At 38.8% G+C, this 18,940-nt stretch carries 16 protein-coding genes; all 16 read left to right on the forward strand.

Going from position 1 to position 18,940, the window contains the following annotated elements; translation table 11 throughout:
- Positions 1–7 precede the first annotated feature (7 nt).
- The 16 genes from ftsL (at position 8) to ftsZ (ending at position 18,933) form a co-directional block, all read left to right on the forward strand.
- Positions 8–367 (forward strand): cell division protein FtsL, encoded by a 360-nt coding sequence (ftsL, locus tag B1R93_RS16175; protein WP_088104997.1) that lies wholly within the window; start codon positions 8–10, stop codon positions 365–367.
- A gap of 140 nt (positions 368–507) precedes the next feature.
- Positions 508–2,685: a penicillin-binding protein gene (locus B1R93_RS16180; protein ID WP_088104998.1), complete on the forward strand. Its 2,178-nt coding sequence runs from the start codon at positions 508–510 to the stop codon at positions 2,683–2,685.
- A 119-nt stretch (positions 2,686–2,804) separates the two neighbouring features.
- The gene (locus tag B1R93_RS16185) at positions 2,805–4,724 is read left to right on the forward strand and encodes a stage V sporulation protein D (protein WP_088105659.1); all 1,920 of its coding nucleotides are present in this window, start codon (positions 2,805–2,807) and stop codon (positions 4,722–4,724) included.
- Positions 4,725–4,806: 82 nt separating this feature from the next.
- Positions 4,807–6,270 carry a UDP-N-acetylmuramoyl-L-alanyl-D-glutamate--2,6-diaminopimelate ligase gene (locus tag B1R93_RS16190; RefSeq protein WP_088105660.1) on the forward strand — a complete coding sequence of 488 codons (1,464 nt, stop codon included), beginning with the start codon at positions 4,807–4,809 and terminating at the stop codon, positions 6,268–6,270.
- Positions 6,264–7,637: a UDP-N-acetylmuramoyl-tripeptide--D-alanyl-D-alanine ligase gene (locus tag B1R93_RS16195; RefSeq protein ID WP_088104999.1), complete on the forward strand. Its 1,374-nt coding sequence runs from the start codon at positions 6,264–6,266 to the stop codon at positions 7,635–7,637. The genes B1R93_RS16190 and B1R93_RS16195 overlap by 7 nt, the downstream gene beginning before the upstream one ends.
- Position 7,638: 1 nt before the next feature.
- Positions 7,639–8,613: a phospho-N-acetylmuramoyl-pentapeptide-transferase gene (gene mraY / locus B1R93_RS16200; protein ID WP_088105000.1), complete on the forward strand. Its 975-nt coding sequence runs from the start codon at positions 7,639–7,641 to the stop codon at positions 8,611–8,613.
- Positions 8,614–9,963: a UDP-N-acetylmuramoyl-L-alanine--D-glutamate ligase gene (gene murD / locus B1R93_RS16205; protein WP_088105001.1), complete on the forward strand. Its 1,350-nt coding sequence runs from the start codon at positions 8,614–8,616 to the stop codon at positions 9,961–9,963.
- Between the two features lie 224 nt (positions 9,964–10,187).
- Positions 10,188–11,288 (forward strand): stage V sporulation protein E, encoded by a 1,101-nt coding sequence (gene spoVE / locus B1R93_RS16210; protein ID WP_088105002.1) that lies wholly within the window; start codon positions 10,188–10,190, stop codon positions 11,286–11,288.
- Positions 11,289–11,421: 133 nt separating this feature from the next.
- Complete coding sequence (gene murG, locus B1R93_RS16215) at positions 11,422–12,513, forward strand: undecaprenyldiphospho-muramoylpentapeptide beta-N-acetylglucosaminyltransferase (RefSeq protein ID WP_088105003.1); 1,092 nt, start codon at positions 11,422–11,424, stop codon at positions 12,511–12,513.
- 54 nt (positions 12,514–12,567) lie between these two features.
- Positions 12,568–13,476 carry a UDP-N-acetylmuramate dehydrogenase gene (murB, locus tag B1R93_RS16220; protein WP_088105004.1) on the forward strand — a complete coding sequence of 303 codons (909 nt, stop codon included), beginning with the start codon at positions 12,568–12,570 and terminating at the stop codon, positions 13,474–13,476.
- A gap of 223 nt (positions 13,477–13,699) precedes the next feature.
- The gene (locus tag B1R93_RS16225; protein ID WP_088105005.1) at positions 13,700–14,479 is read left to right on the forward strand and encodes a cell division protein FtsQ/DivIB; all 780 of its coding nucleotides are present in this window, start codon (positions 13,700–13,702) and stop codon (positions 14,477–14,479) included.
- Entirely contained in the window at positions 14,463–15,179 is a 717-nt protein-coding gene (locus B1R93_RS16230) for a DUF881 domain-containing protein (protein WP_088105006.1), read from the forward strand. Before B1R93_RS16225 ends, B1R93_RS16230 begins: the two co-directional genes overlap by 17 nt.
- Before the next feature lie 7 nt (positions 15,180–15,186).
- On the forward strand, positions 15,187–15,894 hold the full coding sequence (locus B1R93_RS16235; protein ID WP_088105007.1) for a DUF881 domain-containing protein: 708 nt from the start codon (positions 15,187–15,189) through the stop codon (positions 15,892–15,894).
- Positions 15,895–15,901: 7 nt separating this feature from the next.
- A complete protein-coding gene (locus B1R93_RS16240) occupies positions 15,902–16,273 on the forward strand; it encodes a small basic family protein (protein WP_088105008.1) in 372 nt (123 codons plus the stop codon).
- A 207-nt stretch (positions 16,274–16,480) separates the two neighbouring features.
- A complete protein-coding gene (gene ftsA / locus B1R93_RS16245; RefSeq protein WP_088105009.1) occupies positions 16,481–17,758 on the forward strand; it encodes a cell division protein FtsA in 1,278 nt (425 codons plus the stop codon).
- 35 nt (positions 17,759–17,793) lie between these two features.
- Positions 17,794–18,933 carry a cell division protein FtsZ gene (gene ftsZ, locus B1R93_RS16250; RefSeq protein WP_088105010.1) on the forward strand — a complete coding sequence of 380 codons (1,140 nt, stop codon included), beginning with the start codon at positions 17,794–17,796 and terminating at the stop codon, positions 18,931–18,933.
- Positions 18,934–18,940 lie beyond the last annotated feature (7 nt).

The following is an 18,940-nucleotide window of genomic DNA, read 5'->3' on the forward strand; positions in this document are numbered from 1 at the left end:
GCAACACATGAGTATGGTAGCGCGTCAAATACAGCATCAGCAACAAGAGGAAACAAAGATAAAGAAAAGAATACGAATTAGGCCTGAACGAGCAAGAGTTACTAAAGGAGAAAAAGCAATTGTCGGTGCTATCGCCTTAACACTTTTCTTATTAATTGGGTTTATAATACATAATTATGCTACCATTTATGAATTAAATCGTGATGTGTATCGTTTGGAAACATCAATAAATGAACAATCACAGGTCAATGAAGGACTATCCTTACAGGTTGTGGAACTTAGTGCGCCAGATCGTATTTTACAGATCGCAACGGAAAGGTTGAATATGTCTTTAAATGACCATCAAGTGAAAGTCGTTAAAAACTAGTTCATATTTGAACTAGTTTTTTTTCCAAGAGCTTGATGTTCGCTACAGCTTGAACGTCTCGGCGAGAATATAAAATAACGATGACACTAGTCGTATTTCTACATTTTTAATAAATCTGCTAGCATTTGGGGTGGTTATACATGGAGATAAAACGAGCAACGACGAATGTTCGAGCGGTTTTCCTTATGGGTATATTTTTATTGTTGTTTAGTATTTTGGTTGGAAGGCTTATGTACATTCAATCGGCAAAAGAGGTGAAAGGTCAGGAACTAGTGGCCATGGCAGAGGATAAATGGACAAAAAAACGAGTAATTGAAGGGAAGCGTGGGACAATTTATGACCGGAAAGGGAGCCCGCTTGCCCAGGAGTTAAATTCTTATACCGTTTATGCTGTATTAGATGAAAGTCAAGTCAGATATGTAAAGGACCCCGTTAAAACAGCAAAAGCATTGTCCTCATATATTGATATGGACGTGTCGAGATTAGAACGTCTATTATCGTCTGATCGTTTTCAAGTGGAATTAGGGTCAGGAGCTAGAAATTTAACGTACAGTCAAATGATTGAGATTAAGGACTTAGGTCTTGATGGTATTTACTTTCGGGAGGAACCCCGACGCTATTATCCAAAACAGACGTACGCTTCCCATGTACTTGGTTATACTGAAAGAAATATGGAAGAAGCAAGAATGGGATTGGAAAAAAGCTTAGACGAATTTTTACAACCAGAAGATGGAGCGATTCAGTATCAAAGTGATCGAAAAGGAATTCCACTTCCAAATCCTAATAGTCATATCATTCCAGCTAAAGATGGAAATGATGTATATTTAACGATCGACTCAAATATTCAGGTTGCACTTGAGCAAGTTATGACACAGGTTGAAGAACAGTATACACCTGAAAAAATAATCGCCATTGTCGCCGATCCAAAAACCGGTCAAATCCTTGCAATGAGTAACCGACCAAGTTTTAATCCAAACCATTATGAACAAATCACGAACTATATGAATTATGCGGTTTCTGATCATTTTGAACCAGGATCTACGATGAAGGTATTTACGCTAGCCGCAGCAATTGAAGAAGATGTTTACAACGGTGATGAAACATTTCTGTCTGGGCAGTACAATATAGGTTCAAATAAAGTAAAGGACCATAATGGTGATGGTTGGGGGCCGATAACATATGATGAGGGAGTTTTGCGCTCATCAAATGTAGGTTTTTCCAAAATTGCTCTAGAAAAATTAGGGGAAGAAAAGATCTATGAATATTTACAAGCTTTTCATTTTGATAAGCCGACTGGTATCGACTTACCGAATGAAGCATCGAGTTTAATTGCTAATAATAGTCGTTTTGACGCAGCAACAACGGCATTTGGACAAGGGACTGCGGTGACTCCTATTCAACAGATTCAAGCAATGACCGCCATTGCTAATAATGGGAAAATGATGAAGCCTTATATTATTGATCGGATTGAAAATTCAGCTACAGGAAATATTATTGAAAAGCGTGAGCCTGTTGAGGCGGGGCAGCCAATATCGGCCGAGACAGCTTCTAAAGTAAAAGATATTTTAGAGCGTGTCGTAACAGATCCTGCAGGAACAGGGCGTCCATATGCACTTGAAGGTTTTGAAGTAGCTGGAAAAACGGGTACTGCGCAAATTCCAAGTCCTAGTGGAGGCTATATTCATGGACATGGAGAGAATATCTTTTCGTTTCTAGGTATGGCACCGAAGGATGATCCGAGATTAGTCGTTTACGTAGCAGTAGAACGACCGAAACTGGAGGCACATGAGGCAGGATCGGACCCAACTTCATTAATTTTTAACACGATAATGAAACAAAGCTTACAATATTTAAACATTACGCCAACCTTTGAAGAGATAACGGAGAAGAATGAACAAGGCTATCAAATCGAAAACTATGTAAATCGCAATATTGAGGATGTTAAAGCTAGATTAGAGCAAGAAAATCTTAATGTCCTTGTATTAGGTGAAGGTTCTACCATTGAAGAACAACAGCCATTACCAGGTAAAGCAGTTCTCCCTGGTGAAAGGGTTATGCTTCGAACGAAGAGTGAATCTTATCAGATGCCCGATATTCTTGGTTGGTCAAATCGAGATGTTATGAAGTTTGCCAAAGTGATGGAATTAAACCCAACCCTGTTCGGAAATGGGTTTGTCACGGAGCAAAGTATTTCTGAAGGGACTGAAATTAACAAAGGTGAATATATTGTTGTAGAGTTTTCGAAATTGAATGAGAATCAACAAGGTGAGTTTAATGAATTTGTAGAAGAAGAGAACGAACATTCTACAGGAGAATGATATCTTAAGCCAAAGAAGCTCGTACCATGTTCTAATCCCTTTCGTACAAGCATACGTTTAAACAAGCCTACGTCTTAATGACGTCACTTGAATGAAACGAAAGCGGGAGGGTATATGTGGTGCGAGTTTCTAATGTAACCGTTCGAAAACGTCTTGTACTCGTCTTATTTTTAGGACTTGCTATGTTTATTATTATTGCTTTAAGGCTAGGTTATGTCCAATTTGCCTTAGGCGATTGGTTAACCGAGCGTGCCGAGGATTCGTGGAGCAGGGATGTACCTTTTGAAGCGAAACGTGGAGAAATTCTTGATCGAAATGATGTAGTACTTGCAACAAATGTAAGTGCTCCATCGATATTAGTAGTGCCTAAACAGGTGAAGGATCCAGTAGAAACTGCAGAAAAATTAGCGGCAGCTTTAAATATGGATCATAAGAAAGCATATGAGTATGTTACAAAAAATGAGTCGATCGTGAAGATAAATCCGGAGGGACGTAAAGTAACGAAAGAAAAAGCAAGTGAGGTTAGAGCGCTCAGACTTGCTGGTGTCTATATTGCAGAGGATAGTAAAAGGCATTACCCATTTGGAAGTTATTTATCTCATGTATTAGGCTTTGCAGGAATTGATAATCAAGGGTTGACGGGATTGGAGCTATATTATGATGACAATCTAAAAGGTGAGAAAGGTTTTGTTTCCTTTTTTGCTACGGCCAAAGGAAACCAAATGCCGAACTTAGCAGATGAATATAAAGCTCCCGAGAATGGACTAGATTTACGTTTAACGATAGACAGTCGTGTCCAAACCATTATTGAAAGAGAATTGGACATTGCTGAAGCTACTTATAACCCAGATGGAGCGATAGCGATTGCTATGAACCCAAATACGGGCGAAATTCTTGGGATGAGCAGTCGACCTCATTATAATCCTGAAAACTTCCAAGACGTTCCCCCTGAAATTTATAATCAGAACAAACCGGTTTGGATGCAATATGAACCTGGCTCAACTTTTAAAATTATTACTTTAGCAGCTGCTCTAGAAGAAGGAGAAGTCGATCTTGAGAAAGACACATTTAATGATCCAGGTTATATTGAAGTTGCTGGTAGAAATCTTCGTTGTTGGAAAAAAGGTGGCCATGGGCATCAAACCTTTCTAGAGGTTGTTCAAAATTCATGTAACCCAGGCTTTGTTGTATTAGGTGAAAGACTTGGAAAGAAACGTTTGTTTGATTATATTGAAAACTTTGGCTTTGGCCAAAAAACGGGTATTGACCTTCAAGGGGAAGGAACTGGAATTCTCTTTAACCGCGATAAAGTAGGGCCGTTAGAACAAGCGACCACTGCCTTTGGGCAAGGGGTTGCGGTTACACCGATACAACAAGTAACAGCGGTTTCTGCGGCGATTAACGGTGGTTTCTTATACCAACCATTTATTGCAAAAGAATGGATTGATCCATTAACAGGAGAAGTAGTAGACAGTCAGGCTCCGGTAATGAAACGTCAAGTCATCTCCGAAGAAACATCAAAGGAAGTACGGCACGCACTAGAAAGTGTTGTCGCCTTAGGTACAGGTAAAGGCGCATTTGTAGATGGATACAGAGTGGGGGGGAAAACAGGGACTGCCCAGAAAGCAAAAGATGGACGATACTTAGAAAATAACCATATCGTCTCATTTATAGGTTTTGCTCCTGCAGATGACCCGCAAATCGTTATTTATGTTGCTATTGATAATCCAAAGGATACATTACAATTTGGTGGTATTGTTGCAGCGCCTATTGTCGGAAAAATGATTGGTGATAGCTTACGAGCGATGGGAGTTGAAAAGCGTACTGACCAAATTGAAAAGGAATTAGCGTGGAATGATGAACCGTTTATAGAAGTTCCTGATTTAGTCGGGAGGACAAAACGAGAAATTCATGAATCGTATTATGAATTGAAAGTTGACGCAACCGGTGAAGGAGAGCATGTGTTAGCACAATCGCCGGAACCAGGTGTAAAAGTAACTTCTGGTTCAACAATTCGTATTTATATGGGTGATAAATAGTTTTTCGGCAGTAAACATGGTACAATTGAATGCTAGATGGTGTGATGATTGAAAGTTACGGTGATTGTGAGGTTTTAATATGATGAAATTAAGTGAGTTAATGACACAAGTCCCTTTTTCTTCAAAACAGGCGTATAATGACGTGACCATTCATAAGCTAGAAATGGATTCTAGACTTGTTGAAAAAGGGACATTGTTTTTCTGTATAAAAGGCTATACGGTTGACGGACATGATTTTGCAGAAAAAGCAGTTGAGCAGGGGGCTGTCGCCATTGTGGCAGAGCGCCCCATTTCTGTAAATGTTCCTGTCATCCTTGTAAATGATACAAAACGAATGATGGCAAAGCTTGCAACCTATTTTTATGGTAATCCAACATCGAAGCTACATTTAATTGGGGTGACAGGAACAAATGGTAAAACATCTGTTACCCATATTATTGAACAAATTATGAAAGATGTTGGACAGAAGACGGGTTTAATTGGGACGATGTATACGAAAGTTGGTGAGAACAAATATGAAACGAAGAATACAACTCCAGAATCAATTGTTCTCCAACAGCGTTTCAAACAAATGGTAGATGAAAATGTAAATTCTGTTATGATGGAGGTTTCATCGCACGCCTTGCATTTAGGTAGGGTTCGTGGCTGTGATTTTAATGTAGCGGTCTTTACAAATTTATCCCCAGACCATTTAGATTATCATGGAACAATGGACGCTTATTTACACGCTAAGGGACTGCTATTTGCCCAACTTGGAAACACATATAATGGAAAAGCAGCTGTATTAAATGCTGATGATCCTGTTGTAGCTGCCTTAAATTCGATGACAACAGCAGATGTTATAACGTATGGAATAAAGAACAAGGCGGATGTTTTTGCAGACGACATCATGATGACAAGTGGTGGTACTTCATTTGTCTTGCATGCATTTGATGAAACGGTTAATGTCAATATGAAACTAATTGGTAAATTTAGTGTATATAATACATTAGCTGCAATTACTGCTGCCCTTGTATCAGGAGTTGACTTACGAGATGCGGTTAGAAGTGTTGAAAAGGTAGAAGGAGTAGATGGGCGATTTGAGACAATAGATGAGGGACAGCCGTTCACAGTACTTGTTGACTATGCACATACACCTGATAGTCTTGAAAATGTTTTAAAGACTGTGAATGATTTTGCTAAAAATAAAATAACAGTTATTGTAGGCTGCGGTGGTGATCGGGATCGTACGAAACGACCAGTTATGGCAAAGATAGCTGTTGAGCATGCAGACCAAGCAATTTTCACATCTGATAACCCTCGTTCAGAAGACCCTTATGCAATTATTGAAGATATGAAAGAAGGGGTATCAGAAGGCAGTTATATCGTTGAATTGGATCGTGAACGGGCGATTCATTCAGCGATTAAACATGCAAGTCCAAATGATATCATTATTATTGCCGGGAAAGGCCATGAAACGTATCAAATTTTACGCGAAAAGACAATCCACTTCGATGATCGTGAAGTGGCGCGTCGAGCGATTAGGGAGCGATTGAAATCATGTTAACTTCATCTCTTATTCAATCTATACTGCTCTCTACTCGCTTTAGTGAAGGAGAACGGAATTTTAGCAGTGTTTCAACAGATACTAGAACACTTCAACCAGATGCGTTATTTGTTCCCTTGGTTGGTGAACGCTTTAATGGTCATACATTTATAACAACGGCTATTGAACGTGGAGCAACCGCTGCGCTATGGCAAGAAGGGCAACCTGTTCCGAAAGATTTACCGGTAAAGTTCCAATTATATTTTGTGAAAGATACTCTACATGCATTACAGCAAATGGCTGCGAAATATCGTGAACAACTTAATCCAACTGTAATCGCCATTACTGGTAGTAATGGAAAAACAACGACGAAGGACATCCTTTTCAGTTTACTTTCTTTACATGGTGACACATATAAAACGCAAGGGAATTATAATAATCATATTGGATTACCTTTAACGATTTTAGCAACGCCGTCAACTTGTCAATATTTGATTTTAGAAATGGGGATGAGTGGATTTGGTGAAATTGAGTTATTAAGTAAAATTGCTCGTCCAAATGAGACGGTTGTTACGAACATTGGCGAATCACATATGGAACAACTAGGCAGTAGAGAAGGGATTGCAACAGCTAAAATGGAGATAAGGGCGGGTTTGCAGCAAGGCGGCCACGTCTATCTCGATGGGGATGAACCATTACTGTCTCCACATATTCAACCAGATTCTTTAAAGATTGGATTCAGCGGCGATAATGACTATGAGATTACAGACGTTCAAGCCAAAGAGGACGGATACTCTTTTCTGTTAGATGGAGAATCCTATTATTTACCATTACTTGGTGAGCATAACGTAAAAAATGCAGCATATTGTATCATTATTTCGAAAAAATTAGGGCTAACCCCTGAGCTCATTCAAAAAGGCTTGTCTAAAATCTCTCTTTCAGGAATGAGACTACAAAAACAAGTTGGATCTAGTGGAGAACTTATCATTAATGATGCTTATAATGCGAGTCCAACTTCAATGATTGCAGCTGTAAAGGCCATTCAATCCATACCAAACTATCAAAATAGAATTGTAGTTCTTGGGGACATGTATGAACTTGGCTCGAATGAAGAGCAGCTTCATCGTAATGTCGCTCAAGCTGTTAAAGAGCCGATAACTCATTTTCTAGCAATTGGAGACAAGGCAAAGTGGATAGCTGATGAATGGTTAAAGAGTGTAAATGGTTCTTCAATCACGTTAAAGTCAACATCATCTATAGACGAAGCTGCTAAACTCCTAGCTGCTATTGTCAATAAAGACACGGTTATTTTATTTAAAGCATCACGAGGAATGAAATTAGAACAACTAATTGATAAGTATCAGTCTATCGGAAAGGGGGAAGTATAAGGTGTTAGAACGAGTTTTACTGATTACTTTAATTTTATCATTTTTAATAGGTGTTTTACTTTCACCGCTCTTTATTCCGTTTTTACGACGGTTAAAATTCGGTCAAAGCATACGAGAAGAAGGACCAAAATCACATCAAAAGAAAAGTGGGACACCAACAATGGGTGGCATTGTCATCGTCTTATCCATTTTGGTGACATCTCTCTTTATTTCATTTAACTATCTTTCCTTTAGTCAGGAAATTTTATTGTTATTGCTCGTAACAGTTGGCTTTGGGGTGGTAGGTTTCTTAGATGATTACATAAAAGTAGTAATGAAACGTAATCTCGGTTTAACCTCGAAGCAAAAACTTATTGGGCAATTACTGATTTCCATTCTTTTTTACTTCGGTCTTATTCAAATGGATTTTTCAACGGAGCTTTCGATTCCAGCTACAAATATATCGTTTGATTTAGGGTGGCTATATTTTCCATTAGTTATTATCATGCTAGTCGGAGCGTCTAATGCAGTTAATTTAACGGATGGACTTGATGGGCTGCTTGCCGGAACTGGAGCTATTGCCTTTGGTGCGTTTGCTGTGTTAGCATGGCACATAAATGCTTTAGATGTGTCAATTTTTAGTGCGGCCGTTGTTGGTGCTGTACTAGGTTTCTTAGTTTTCAATGCCCATCCTGCAAAAGTATTTATGGGGGATACAGGTTCTCTTGCGCTAGGTGGGGCAATTGCCGCTATTGCTATTATGACGAAAATGGAAATTCTGCTTATTTTAATCGGTGGTGTTTTTGTCATTGAAACCTTATCGGTCATTATTCAAGTTATTTCTTTCAAAACTCGTGGTAAGCGTGTATTTAAAATGAGTCCATTGCATCACCATTACGAATTATCAGGATGGTCCGAATGGCGTGTGGTTGTAACCTTTTGGTTTGTTGGAATGGTATTTGCAGTGATCGCAATTTATTTAGAGGTGTGGATATAAATGGAAGATAAACAATTTTATAAAGGGAAAAAAGTGCTTGTTCTAGGTCTAGCAAAAAGTGGGGAGGCTGCAGCAAGATTACTTCTACGTCTTGGTGCTGAGGTTACTGTAAATGATGCCAAACCATATGAAGAGAATCTACAGGCAAAAGAGTTAGAACAAATTGGTGTAAACGTCGTTTGTGGGGCTCATCCGTTGTCATTATTGGATGAGCCGTTTGACGTCATCGTTAAAAACCCAGGTATCCCGTATCAAAACCCAATTATACAGGAAGCTATGAAACGTCAACTGCCAATAGTAACTGAAATTGAGCTTGCCTCTGCTATTAGTGAAGCCGAAATTATTGCGATTACAGGCTCTAACGGAAAAACGACAACGACGACATTGATTCATGAAATGTTAAAAAACAGTGTTTTTAATCCACTTATTGCAGGGAATATTGGTACAGTAGCTTGTGAAGTTGCAGAAGAGGCATCAAAGGAAGACGTTGTTGTAATGGAAGTATCAAGTTTTCAATTACTTGGGACGATTCATTTCCATCCAAAAGTAGCTGTACTTTTAAATATTTTTGATGCACATCTTGATTATCATGGAACAAAGGATGAATATGTTTCTGCTAAAGCAAAGATAACAGCAAACCAAACACCGTCGGATTACTTAGTATATAATGCAGATGACCCTTACGTTGTAAAAATGGCAGAGCAAAGTGATGCAACACTTGTGCCGTTTTCGACTACTAAAAAATTGGAAAAAGGCTTGTGTGTAGTGAATGATTTCATCGTAAGTGATGGTGATTCACTCATTCATATAAATGAAATTGTCTTACCGGGTTCGCACAATCTAGAAAATGTTTTAGCTGCTGTTGGTGCTGCAACGATCATGGGAGCAAGCAACGAGCAAATAAAGCATGTCCTTACTACATTTAGTGGTGTAGAGCACCGATTACAATTTGTTAAAAGCTTTCAAGACCGTATGTTTTACAACGATTCAAAGGCTACTAACATACTGGCTGCTTCCAAAGCACTTGAAGCCTTTAATCAACCTGTTATTTTGTTAGCGGGAGGGCTTGATCGGGGAAATGAGTTTGACGATTTAATTCCCGCTTTAAAGGGAGTAAAAGGAATTGTTACCTTTGGTGAGACGAAAGAGAAGATTGCTGCAACGGCAAAAAAGGCAAATGTTCCTGTTCACTTTGCTAATAGGGTAGAAGATGGAGTTGAAGTTGCTTATAACCTCTCTGAGAAGAATGATATTATTTTATTATCTCCAGCATGTGCGAGCTGGGACCAATATAAGACCTTCGAAGAACGTGGGAGGTCGTTTATTGAAGCTATTGAAAAGCTTAGTTAGTTAAAGGAGGTGTCTCCAAAAGGTAGATTGTTACCTTTTGGAGACACCTCCACTTCATTGACTTTTGAGACAGGCGCTGTTCTTTATCTGTAATAATAATAATTACTGTTTTAGAAAAATAAGTTTTCTTTTGAGTGTTGGACATGTTTTCTAAAGACCATGCATACGTTTAGGAATAGAGTATTGTACGAGTTTCAGAAATTGTCCTAAACGAGGTGTCAAGAATGACAAAAATGAAAACTGCTCCTGACTATATTCTACTGGCCACGACAATCTTACTTTTAATCGTTGGGATGATTATGGTTTATAGTGCGAGTGAAGCATGGGCATCCTACCGTTTTGATGACTCCTTTTTCTTTGCAAAGCGTCAGTTGTTCTTTGCAAGCATAGGAGTTATTGCGATGTTTTTTATTATGAATGTTGATTATTGGACATGGCGTACATGGGCAAAGTTTATAGTCATAATTTGCTTTATCTTACTTATTATTGTTTTAATACCTGGCGTCGGATTAGTTCGTGGTGGAGCGAGAAGTTGGTTAGGGGTTGGTGCGTTTTCTATTCAACCATCTGAGTTTATGAAAATGGCTATGATAGCTTATTTGGCAAAATATTTATCAGAAAACCAAAAGAAAATTGTTTCCTTTAAAAAAGGTCTACTCCCTTCTCTATTCTTAGTTATGGTTGCATTTGGGATGATTATGCTTCAGCCAGATTTAGGAACTGGAGCAGTTATGGTAGGAACATGTGTTGTAATGATATTTGTAGCAGGTGCACGAGTTAGCCATTTTGTAGGTTTGGGATTAATTGGCTTACTTGGATTTGTTGGTTTAATCATTTCGGCACCATATCGAATGAAGCGGATTACATCGTTCCTTGATCCTTGGTCAGATCCCCTTGGAAGTGGGTTTCAAATCATTCAGTCCCTTTATGCAATCGGACCTGGTGGATTAATGGGCATGGGACTTGGTGAAAGTAGACAAAAGTATTTTTATCTACCTGAACCGCAAACGGACTTTATATTCGCTATCTTAGCGGAAGAACTGGGTTTTATTGGTGGGTGTATTGTCATTTGTTTATTTGGTGTTTTATTATGGCGGGGGATTCGGATCGCTCTAGGTGCTCCAGATTTATTTGGAAGTTTACTGTCGGTCGGAATTATTGCAATGGTTGCCATTCAGGTTATGATTAATATTGGTGTTGTAACGGGGTTAATGCCTGTTACAGGTATCACATTACCTTTTTTAAGTTATGGTGGCTCATCATTAACATTGATGCTAGTTGCAATTGGGGTGCTACTAAATGTTAGCCGTCATACTCGTTTTTAACCTCTTCGTGGGAAGGGGTTTTTTCATTTTTGAAACAAACTCACGATTACTCAAAAAATCACATAGGAATCGTGTATAAACCAAGCTATGTTCATGATAGAATGGTAACAATCATGTTTTTTGGAGGGGACCAATGAAAGTTGTCGTTACTGGTGGTGGAACAGGGGGGCACATTTATCCTGCACTATCTCTAATAAAAGAAATAAAAAAGGAACAGCCAAAAGCCGAAATTTTATACATTGGAACAGAACGTGGACTTGAAAGTGAACTCGTTCCGAGAGAAAATATCCCATTTAAAACAATTCATATAACAGGATTTCGCCGAAAATTATCATTTGAAAACGTTAAGACTGTTGCACGTTTTATACAGGGTGTTAAAAAATCGAAACAAATGATGAAAGAATTTAAACCTGATGTAGTCATTGGGACCGGCGGGTATGTATGTGGACCAGTAGTGTACGCAGCAGCAAAGCTTGGAATTCCAACTGTTATCCATGAACAAAACAGCGTTCCAGGTTTGACGAATAAATTTTTGAGTAAATATGTTAATAAAATTGCAATATGCTTTGAAGAAGCAAAAAAGTTTTTTCCTGAAGAAAAGGTTGTTTTCACTGGAAATCCTCGTGCATCTGAAGTTAAAGATGTTAATCCTAAAATGGGAAGAGACTCTCTTGGTCTCGTTGATGGAAAGAAAACGGTTCTTATCGTGGGAGGGAGTAGGGGAGCAAGACCGATAAATGACGCTTTACTCTCTGTAGTTGGTGATATTTCTAAGAAGCCTTATCAAGTCGTGTATGTTACAGGGACTGTTCACTATGATGCAGTTGTGGAAAAAGTAAAAGAACATAGTAACCCATCAAATGTAATTATAAAACCATTTATCCATAACATGCCTGATGTATTAAGTGCTGTAGATTTAATCGTTGCAAGAGCAGGGGCAACAACCCTTGCGGAAATAACAGCACTAGGTTTACCAAGTATCCTAATTCCTAGTCCGTATGTTACGAATAATCACCAGGAAAAAAATGCACATGCACTTAGTTCAAAGGGAGCAGCGATTCTTAGATTAGAGAAGGAAATGAGCGGAAAGCAATTAATAAAGGATATCGACTTAGTGCTGTCTGATGAAATAAAATGGGAGAGTATGCATAAGGAGGCCTTACAAATAGGTGTGCCGAATGCGGCAGCAGACCTTTACGATCTACTAAAGACGGTTTCACGCTAACTAGGCGGTTGCATATACTACTTGGTAACATGGAGAATGAAATGAGGGTTGAAAATGAAGCAGATTATAAAATTATTACAAGATGAAAATGTAGGGACTGTGAAGAGTCAAGAGTCTCTTACAAACCATACAACCTGGAAAATAGGAGGGCCAGCAGATATTTTTGTAGAGCCCAACGGTATTGATGGCCTAAAAAAAACAATGAACATAATTAATGATACAGGGATAAACTGGCGTGTGATAGGTAGGGGTTCGAATTTGCTAGTGGCTGATGGTGGAATTGAAGGGGTCGTTATTAAATTAACGAAAGGGTTTGAGCAGCTTGAAGTCCAAGGTGAAGAAATTAAAGTTGGCGGAGGCTATCCATTAATTAAACTAGCAACACTTATTAGTCGACAAGGTCTTTCAGGATTAGAATTTGCAGGTGGAATTCCTGGTTCGGTTGGAGGAGCCGTATTTATGAACGCAGGGGCCCATGGTTCGGATATTTCTGAGATCTTAAAGGAAGCGCACGTTCTGTTTGCTGATGGTACGATGGAATGGATTAAAGCAGAGGATATGGATTTTTCATATCGGACATCACGCTTACAAAAAGAGGATGCCATTTGTATTGAAGCTATTTTTACATTAAAAAAAGGGAATAAAGAAGAAATTGTTAAACATATGCAAAAAAACAAAGACTACCGACGAGAGTCGCAACCATGGGCTCATCCTTGCTGTGGAAGTGTATTCCGTAACCCACTTCCACACCATGCAGGTAAACTTATTGAGGATGCCGGGTTAAAAGGGTATCGGATTGGCGGAGCACAGATATCAGAGGTGCATGCAAATTTTATTGTCAATGTGGATAAAGCGAAAGCCAAAGACGTGTTGGACCTTATTCACTATGCAAAAGAAACGGTCAAGGAAAAATATGGGGTTGATATGGAAACGGAAGTGGAAATGATAGGTCGGATGGTTTAAGTTGCAATTAGTATAACCTTTATTCGTTAATATATGGTATAATTAAACAGCCAAAATGCGCTCGTAAATGAAATCATCTTGAGCCTTTTTCTTCTGTTTTTTTGAAGAAAAAGGTCTTTTTACAAGCTAAGCATCGGAAGGTTTTCAAGAAAGACCGCATCGCGGTTTTTCTTGAATAAACTGACAGAATCCTTTTTATCAAAAATATTGCGGGGGTTTAGAAATGAGTACGGAAAAAATCGTGACAATCAATGAACGGATCCCCTCATTAAAAGAGCAACGTAAGCGCCGAGCTAATCAGAGACTATTGTTTTTTTTACTTTTGTTTTTTGTGTTGCTTTTACTTATGGTCTATTTCCAATCTCCTTTAAGTCATATAAAGAAAATTGAGGTTCAGGGGAATTATCTACTACAAGATGAAGTTATTATTAAATCAAGTGGGCTTTCAATTGGGACAAGCATTTGGAATCTACAAGAAGAGGAACGTCAGGAAAAGATTATAGGGAATCCGGAAGTTGTTGATGCCACCATTTCACGTCAGCTACCAAATACAGTTGTGATTCATGTATCTGAGTACCCTCGTGTTGGTTACCTTCTAAACGATGGAAAATATTATCCTATTTTGTCAACAGGAGCCTTCCTAGGCCCACTAGAACGTCAGGAATTTCCAGCTGATGCCCCTATTTTAGTTGACTGGAAGCAGGGGAGTGAACTTGGGGAAATGGCAGCGGAGTTAACGAAAATGCCAGAGCAAATCAATGAACGGATATCAGAAATTTTTTATACCCCTACTGATACAGATCCTTTTTATATTACAATTCACATGAATGATGGATACGAAGTACATTCTACCATTCGAAATTTTTCGGAAAGAATGGCCCCTTATCCATCGATAATACAAGAGCTTGATCCAAAAAAGAAAGGCATCATTCATATGAGAATGAGTCCGTATTTTGAAGAGTTTTCTAATAAGGAGGAGGAAGAAAGTGAAGGTGAAGGGTAAGCATGCTATCCTATCCTTCGTTCTACTTGTTACTGGTTTCATTCTAGCATTAAGCTATGAGATTACAAACGAGAGACAGGCTGAGCTTAACCCTGGCTATGAGCGTGAATGGAAGCATGAAGATCAACTTAGAAATCAAATTATTATGGAACAAACGGTGAACTTACGCTTGCAAGAAGATTTACGAGCTTATCAAGCTGAAGTTAGGGCGCTGGAAGAGGACCTTGCAACACATGATGAGGAAAAAGAGGTGTTAGCAACTAATTTACTAGAAGATGTTGAACGTTTAAGAAAATTAGTTGGTAGTGTGAAAGTTAAGGGGCCAGGAATTGAAGTATCCCTTGAGGATTCTTCCTATGTACCTGAAGGTGCTAATGTAAATGATTATATTGTCCATGAAGCTCACGTACAGTTAGTTGTTCATGAATTATTTGTTTCCGGTGCAGAAGCAATTGCTATTAATGGATACCGCCTTTCACATCAATCTTATATACAATGCGCGGGGCCTGTTATTATGATAGACGGTAATGCTTCAAGTGCACCATTTGTAATAACGGCAATTGGAGACGCAGATAAGTTAGATTCTTCACTTGGATTAATTGGCGGAGTAAAAGATCAACTATTAAATGACGAGATTACTGTACGGATACAGAAAAAAGATGTAATCGAGCTTAATCCTTATTTATCGGAGAGAGGATGAGGCGAAGATGGATAGAAAGTGGATTTTTACGATTATTACGCTCGTCATCGGCTTTATGCTCGCTATTCAGTTCCAAACAACACAAGAACCAGTTGTTCGTGATACAAGAGACATTCGTGAATTAAGAAATGAACTTAGATTTGAGCAAGAAAGACGTCAACAATTAAATGAAGAAATTGAAAAAACGCGTTCGTTACTCTTTCAATATGAAACCTCATTAGAAAATAGAGATGACAACATAATTGAGGTGTTACAAGAGCAGATTGAATTATTACGAGAAGAGGCAGGTCTTACTGAGAAAAAGGGAAAAGGAATCGTAATAACAATTGATAGTCTTAATCAGGATTTTTATCTTAACGAAACGAGAAGAACGCCACCTCCAGCTCTTTTTCGTTATCTAGTAAACGAGTTAAACATTTACGGAGCGAAAGAAATTGCAGTTGGTGATGAACGGATCATATCGATATCGGCGTTTCGTGATGTGAACGGTATTACTCATTTAAATACAAGAAGATTACCACCATTACCGGTTGAAGTGAAGGTAATTAGTGATCAACCAGAACGATTACATAATCATATGGTTGTGTCAGAGTCTTTGGAGTACTTTGAAATCGACGGATACAGTTTTGAAGTGACCGTGGTCGATGAAATAGTCCTACCAGCTTTTGAACAAACACCCCGTGTAAGGTACATGGAAGAAGTAAAGGAGGGCTAATTAAATTATGTGGCTACCAATTTTAGGTTTATTAGTTGGGATCATTTTAGGTGTAATGACGGAATTTAGGGTACCAGCCGAATATTCAAGTTATTTATCTATTGCTGTGTTAGCCGCGTTAGATACATTATTTGGGGGAGTAAGAGCACATTTGCAGGAAACGTTTGATTCAAACGTTTTTGTGACAGGATTCTTTTTTAATATTTTATTAGCAGCAGGTTTGGCTTTTCTAGGTGTTCATCTTGGTGTAGACTTATATTTAGCAGCTATTTTTGCTTTCGGTGTCAGACTGTTCAACAATATTGCTGTTATTCGTCGCTTAATTTTATCAAGATGGGAAGCAAAGAGGACTCAACAGCAAGCTGAAAATGCTCGCTAATTCAAATGAATGAAAAATAATAAAAACAAGTGTTGAAAAAATTAAGAAAATAAGCGTTAATAAGAGGATAAGAGAGTTTCTTGTTGAATATCTCTATATCGATGCTTTAGATATTATATTTTGAGATAGAAATTACAGGAAATCTGAATACATCCTACGCCGTAGCAGATGAAGCGCTAATTAATTTATTTAGGGAGGTGCCACAGATTGAACAACAACGAGATTTACGTAAGTTTAGACATCGGTACATCCAATGTCAGAGTTATCATTGGTGAAATGACAGGTGGGGCCATTAATATTATTGGAGTAGGAAATGCTACTTCAGAAGGAATAAAAAAAGGTTCCATTGTAGATATTGATGAAACAGTAAAATCAATTCGCAGAGCGGTAGAACAGGCAGAGCGGATGGTCGGGCTCTCAATCAAGCAAGTGATTGTTGGAGTGAATGGAAACCATATTCAGTTACAGCCGTGTCATGGTGTGGTAGCTGTTTCTAGTCCTGATAGAGAAATCGGTGACGAAGATATTTCACGAGTTATTGATGCTGCACAGGTTATCTCAATTCCACCTGAGCGAGAAATTATTGATGTCATTCCAAGGCAATTTGTTGTTGACGGTTTAGATGAAATAAATGACCCAAGAGGAATGATTGGTGTACGATTAGAAATGGATGGAACAATTATTACTGGGTCGAAAACAATTTTACATAATTTACTTCGCTGTGTGGAGCGAGCAGGTTTGCAAGTTGCTGATATTTGTTTACAACCACTTGCATCTGGTTCAATTGCTGTATCGAAAGATGAAAAGAGCTTAGGGGTTTGTTTAATTGATATTGGTGGCGGCTCCGTTACCATTTCAGTTTTTGAACAAGGTACGCTTCAATCTTCTTCTGTCCTACCTATCGGTGGTGATCACATTACAAATGATATTGCAATCGGGCTTAGAATTTCAACGGAGGAAGCCGAGCGGATTAAAGTAAAGCATGGACATGCTTTTATCGATGAAGCTTCGGAGGAAGAAAGATTCTCTGTTTCTGCAATCGGTAGCGGTGAAAGTGACGAGTTTTCTCAATATGAATTGGCACATATAATTGAACCAAGAATTGAGGAAATGTTTGAATTAATCTATAAGGAAATAAAAAGGTTAGGGTATAGTGATTTTCCAAGTGGCTATGTACTAACTGGTGGTACCTCGGTTATACCAGGCATGCTAGAGCTGGCGAAGGAAATGCTTCATGCAAATATTCGAGTGGCAATTCCTGATTATATTGGAGTACGCGAACCACAGTACACAACGGGTGTTGGCTTAATTCAGTTTGCTTATAAAAATGTGAAAATTCAAGGTAAAGAAGTAGCTGCATCTGTAAGTAATATTGAATCGGAAGGAGATTCAAACAGCAGCTATGAAAAGCAACAACCGAAAAAGTCTGACAAACCGAAAGCAAAATCAAAAATGAAAAATTGGTTTAAAGTTTTCTTTGAATAGTAAGCAGGTAGATAGTCTTATTAGGGGGACCTCACATGTTAGAGTTTGAAATGGATATGGAACAATTAGCACAAATTAAAGTTATTGGCGTTGGTGGAGGCGGTAGTAACGCCGTTAACAGGATGATTGAAAACGGCCTCCAAGGTGTTGAATTTATCGCGGTGAATACAGATGCACAAGCTCTGCACTTATCGAAAGCAGAAATTAAGCTACAGTTAGGCGGAAAGCTTACACGAGGTTTAGGAGCTGGTGCAAACCCAGATATCGGTAAGAAAGCAGCCGAGGAAAGCCGTGAACAAATTGAGGAAGTTCTTCAAGGAGCAGATATGGTCTTTATTACAGCCGGCATGGGCGGTGGAACTGGAACGGGAGCTGCACCTGTTATAGCAGAAGTAGCAAAGGATATCGGTGCTTTAACAGTCGGTGTCGTGACACGTCCATTTACATTTGAAGGTCGGAAGCGTTCAAATCAAGCTGCAAACGGTATTGCAGCATTAAAAGAAAAAGTCGATACGTTGATCGTGATTCCTAATGACCGCTTATTAGAAATCGTTGATAAGAATACACCAATGTTAGAGGCGTTCCGTGAAGCAGATAACGTTCTTCGACAAGGGGTTCAGGGTATTTCAGATTTAATCGCTGTTCCAGGTCTTATTAATCTAGATTTTGCCGATGTAAAGACCATTATGAGTGATAAGGGATCTGCTTTAATGGGAATTGGGATTGCTACAGGTGAAAATCGCGCCTCGGAAGCTGCTAAAAAAGCAATATCAAGTCCATTACTAGAAACGTCTGTAGATGGTGCACAAGGTGTGCTTATGAATATTACTGGTGGCTCAAACCTTAGCTTATATGAAGTTCATGAAGCTGCGGAGATTGTATCAGCAGCATCTGATGCAGAAGTAAACATGATTTTCGGTTCCGTTATTAATGAAAACTTGAAAGATGAAATTGTCGTTACGGTTATCGCTACCGGTTTTGATGATACAGAAACAAAATCACCACAGCGTCAATTACAGCCGAAGTCTACTAAATCGATCCCGTCACATGAGGAGGCTCCGAAAGAGAATCGTTTCGGCGCACAACCTCAGCAATCTACACCAACTTCAAATGAACCGATGGATACGTTAGATATCCCAACCTTCCTTAGAAATCGAAGAAATCGTTCAAAATAATTACTAA

Source organism: Halalkalibacter urbisdiaboli, assembly GCF_002156385.1.
GTDB classification, from domain to species: domain Bacteria; phylum Bacillota; class Bacilli; order Bacillales; family Bacillaceae_D; genus Halalkalibacter_A; species Halalkalibacter_A urbisdiaboli.

Excerpts from the sequence above, each read along its gene's own strand:
- ftsL (WP_088104997.1), top strand. The coding sequence starts at position 8 with ATGAGTATGGTAGCGCGTCAAATACAGCATCAGCAACAAGAGGAAACA.
- B1R93_RS16180 (WP_088104998.1), top strand. The coding sequence starts at position 508 with ATGGAGATAAAACGAGCAACGACGAATGTTCGAGCGGTTTTCCTTATG.
- B1R93_RS16190 (WP_088105660.1), top strand. The coding sequence starts at position 4,807 with ATGAAATTAAGTGAGTTAATGACACAAGTCCCTTTTTCTTCAAAACAG.
- B1R93_RS16195 (WP_088104999.1), top strand. The coding sequence starts at position 6,264 with ATGTTAACTTCATCTCTTATTCAATCTATACTGCTCTCTACTCGCTTT.
- murD (WP_088105001.1), top strand. The coding sequence starts at position 8,614 with ATGGAAGATAAACAATTTTATAAAGGGAAAAAAGTGCTTGTTCTAGGT.
- spoVE (WP_088105002.1), top strand. The coding sequence starts at position 10,188 with ATGACAAAAATGAAAACTGCTCCTGACTATATTCTACTGGCCACGACA.
- murG (WP_088105003.1), top strand. The coding sequence starts at position 11,422 with ATGAAAGTTGTCGTTACTGGTGGTGGAACAGGGGGGCACATTTATCCT.
- murB (WP_088105004.1), top strand. The coding sequence starts at position 12,568 with ATGAAGCAGATTATAAAATTATTACAAGATGAAAATGTAGGGACTGTG.
- B1R93_RS16225 (WP_088105005.1), top strand. The coding sequence starts at position 13,700 with ATGAGTACGGAAAAAATCGTGACAATCAATGAACGGATCCCCTCATTA.
- B1R93_RS16235 (WP_088105007.1), top strand. The coding sequence starts at position 15,187 with ATGGATAGAAAGTGGATTTTTACGATTATTACGCTCGTCATCGGCTTT.
- B1R93_RS16240 (WP_088105008.1), top strand. The coding sequence starts at position 15,902 with ATGTGGCTACCAATTTTAGGTTTATTAGTTGGGATCATTTTAGGTGTA.
- ftsZ (WP_088105010.1), top strand. The coding sequence starts at position 17,794 with ATGTTAGAGTTTGAAATGGATATGGAACAATTAGCACAAATTAAAGTT.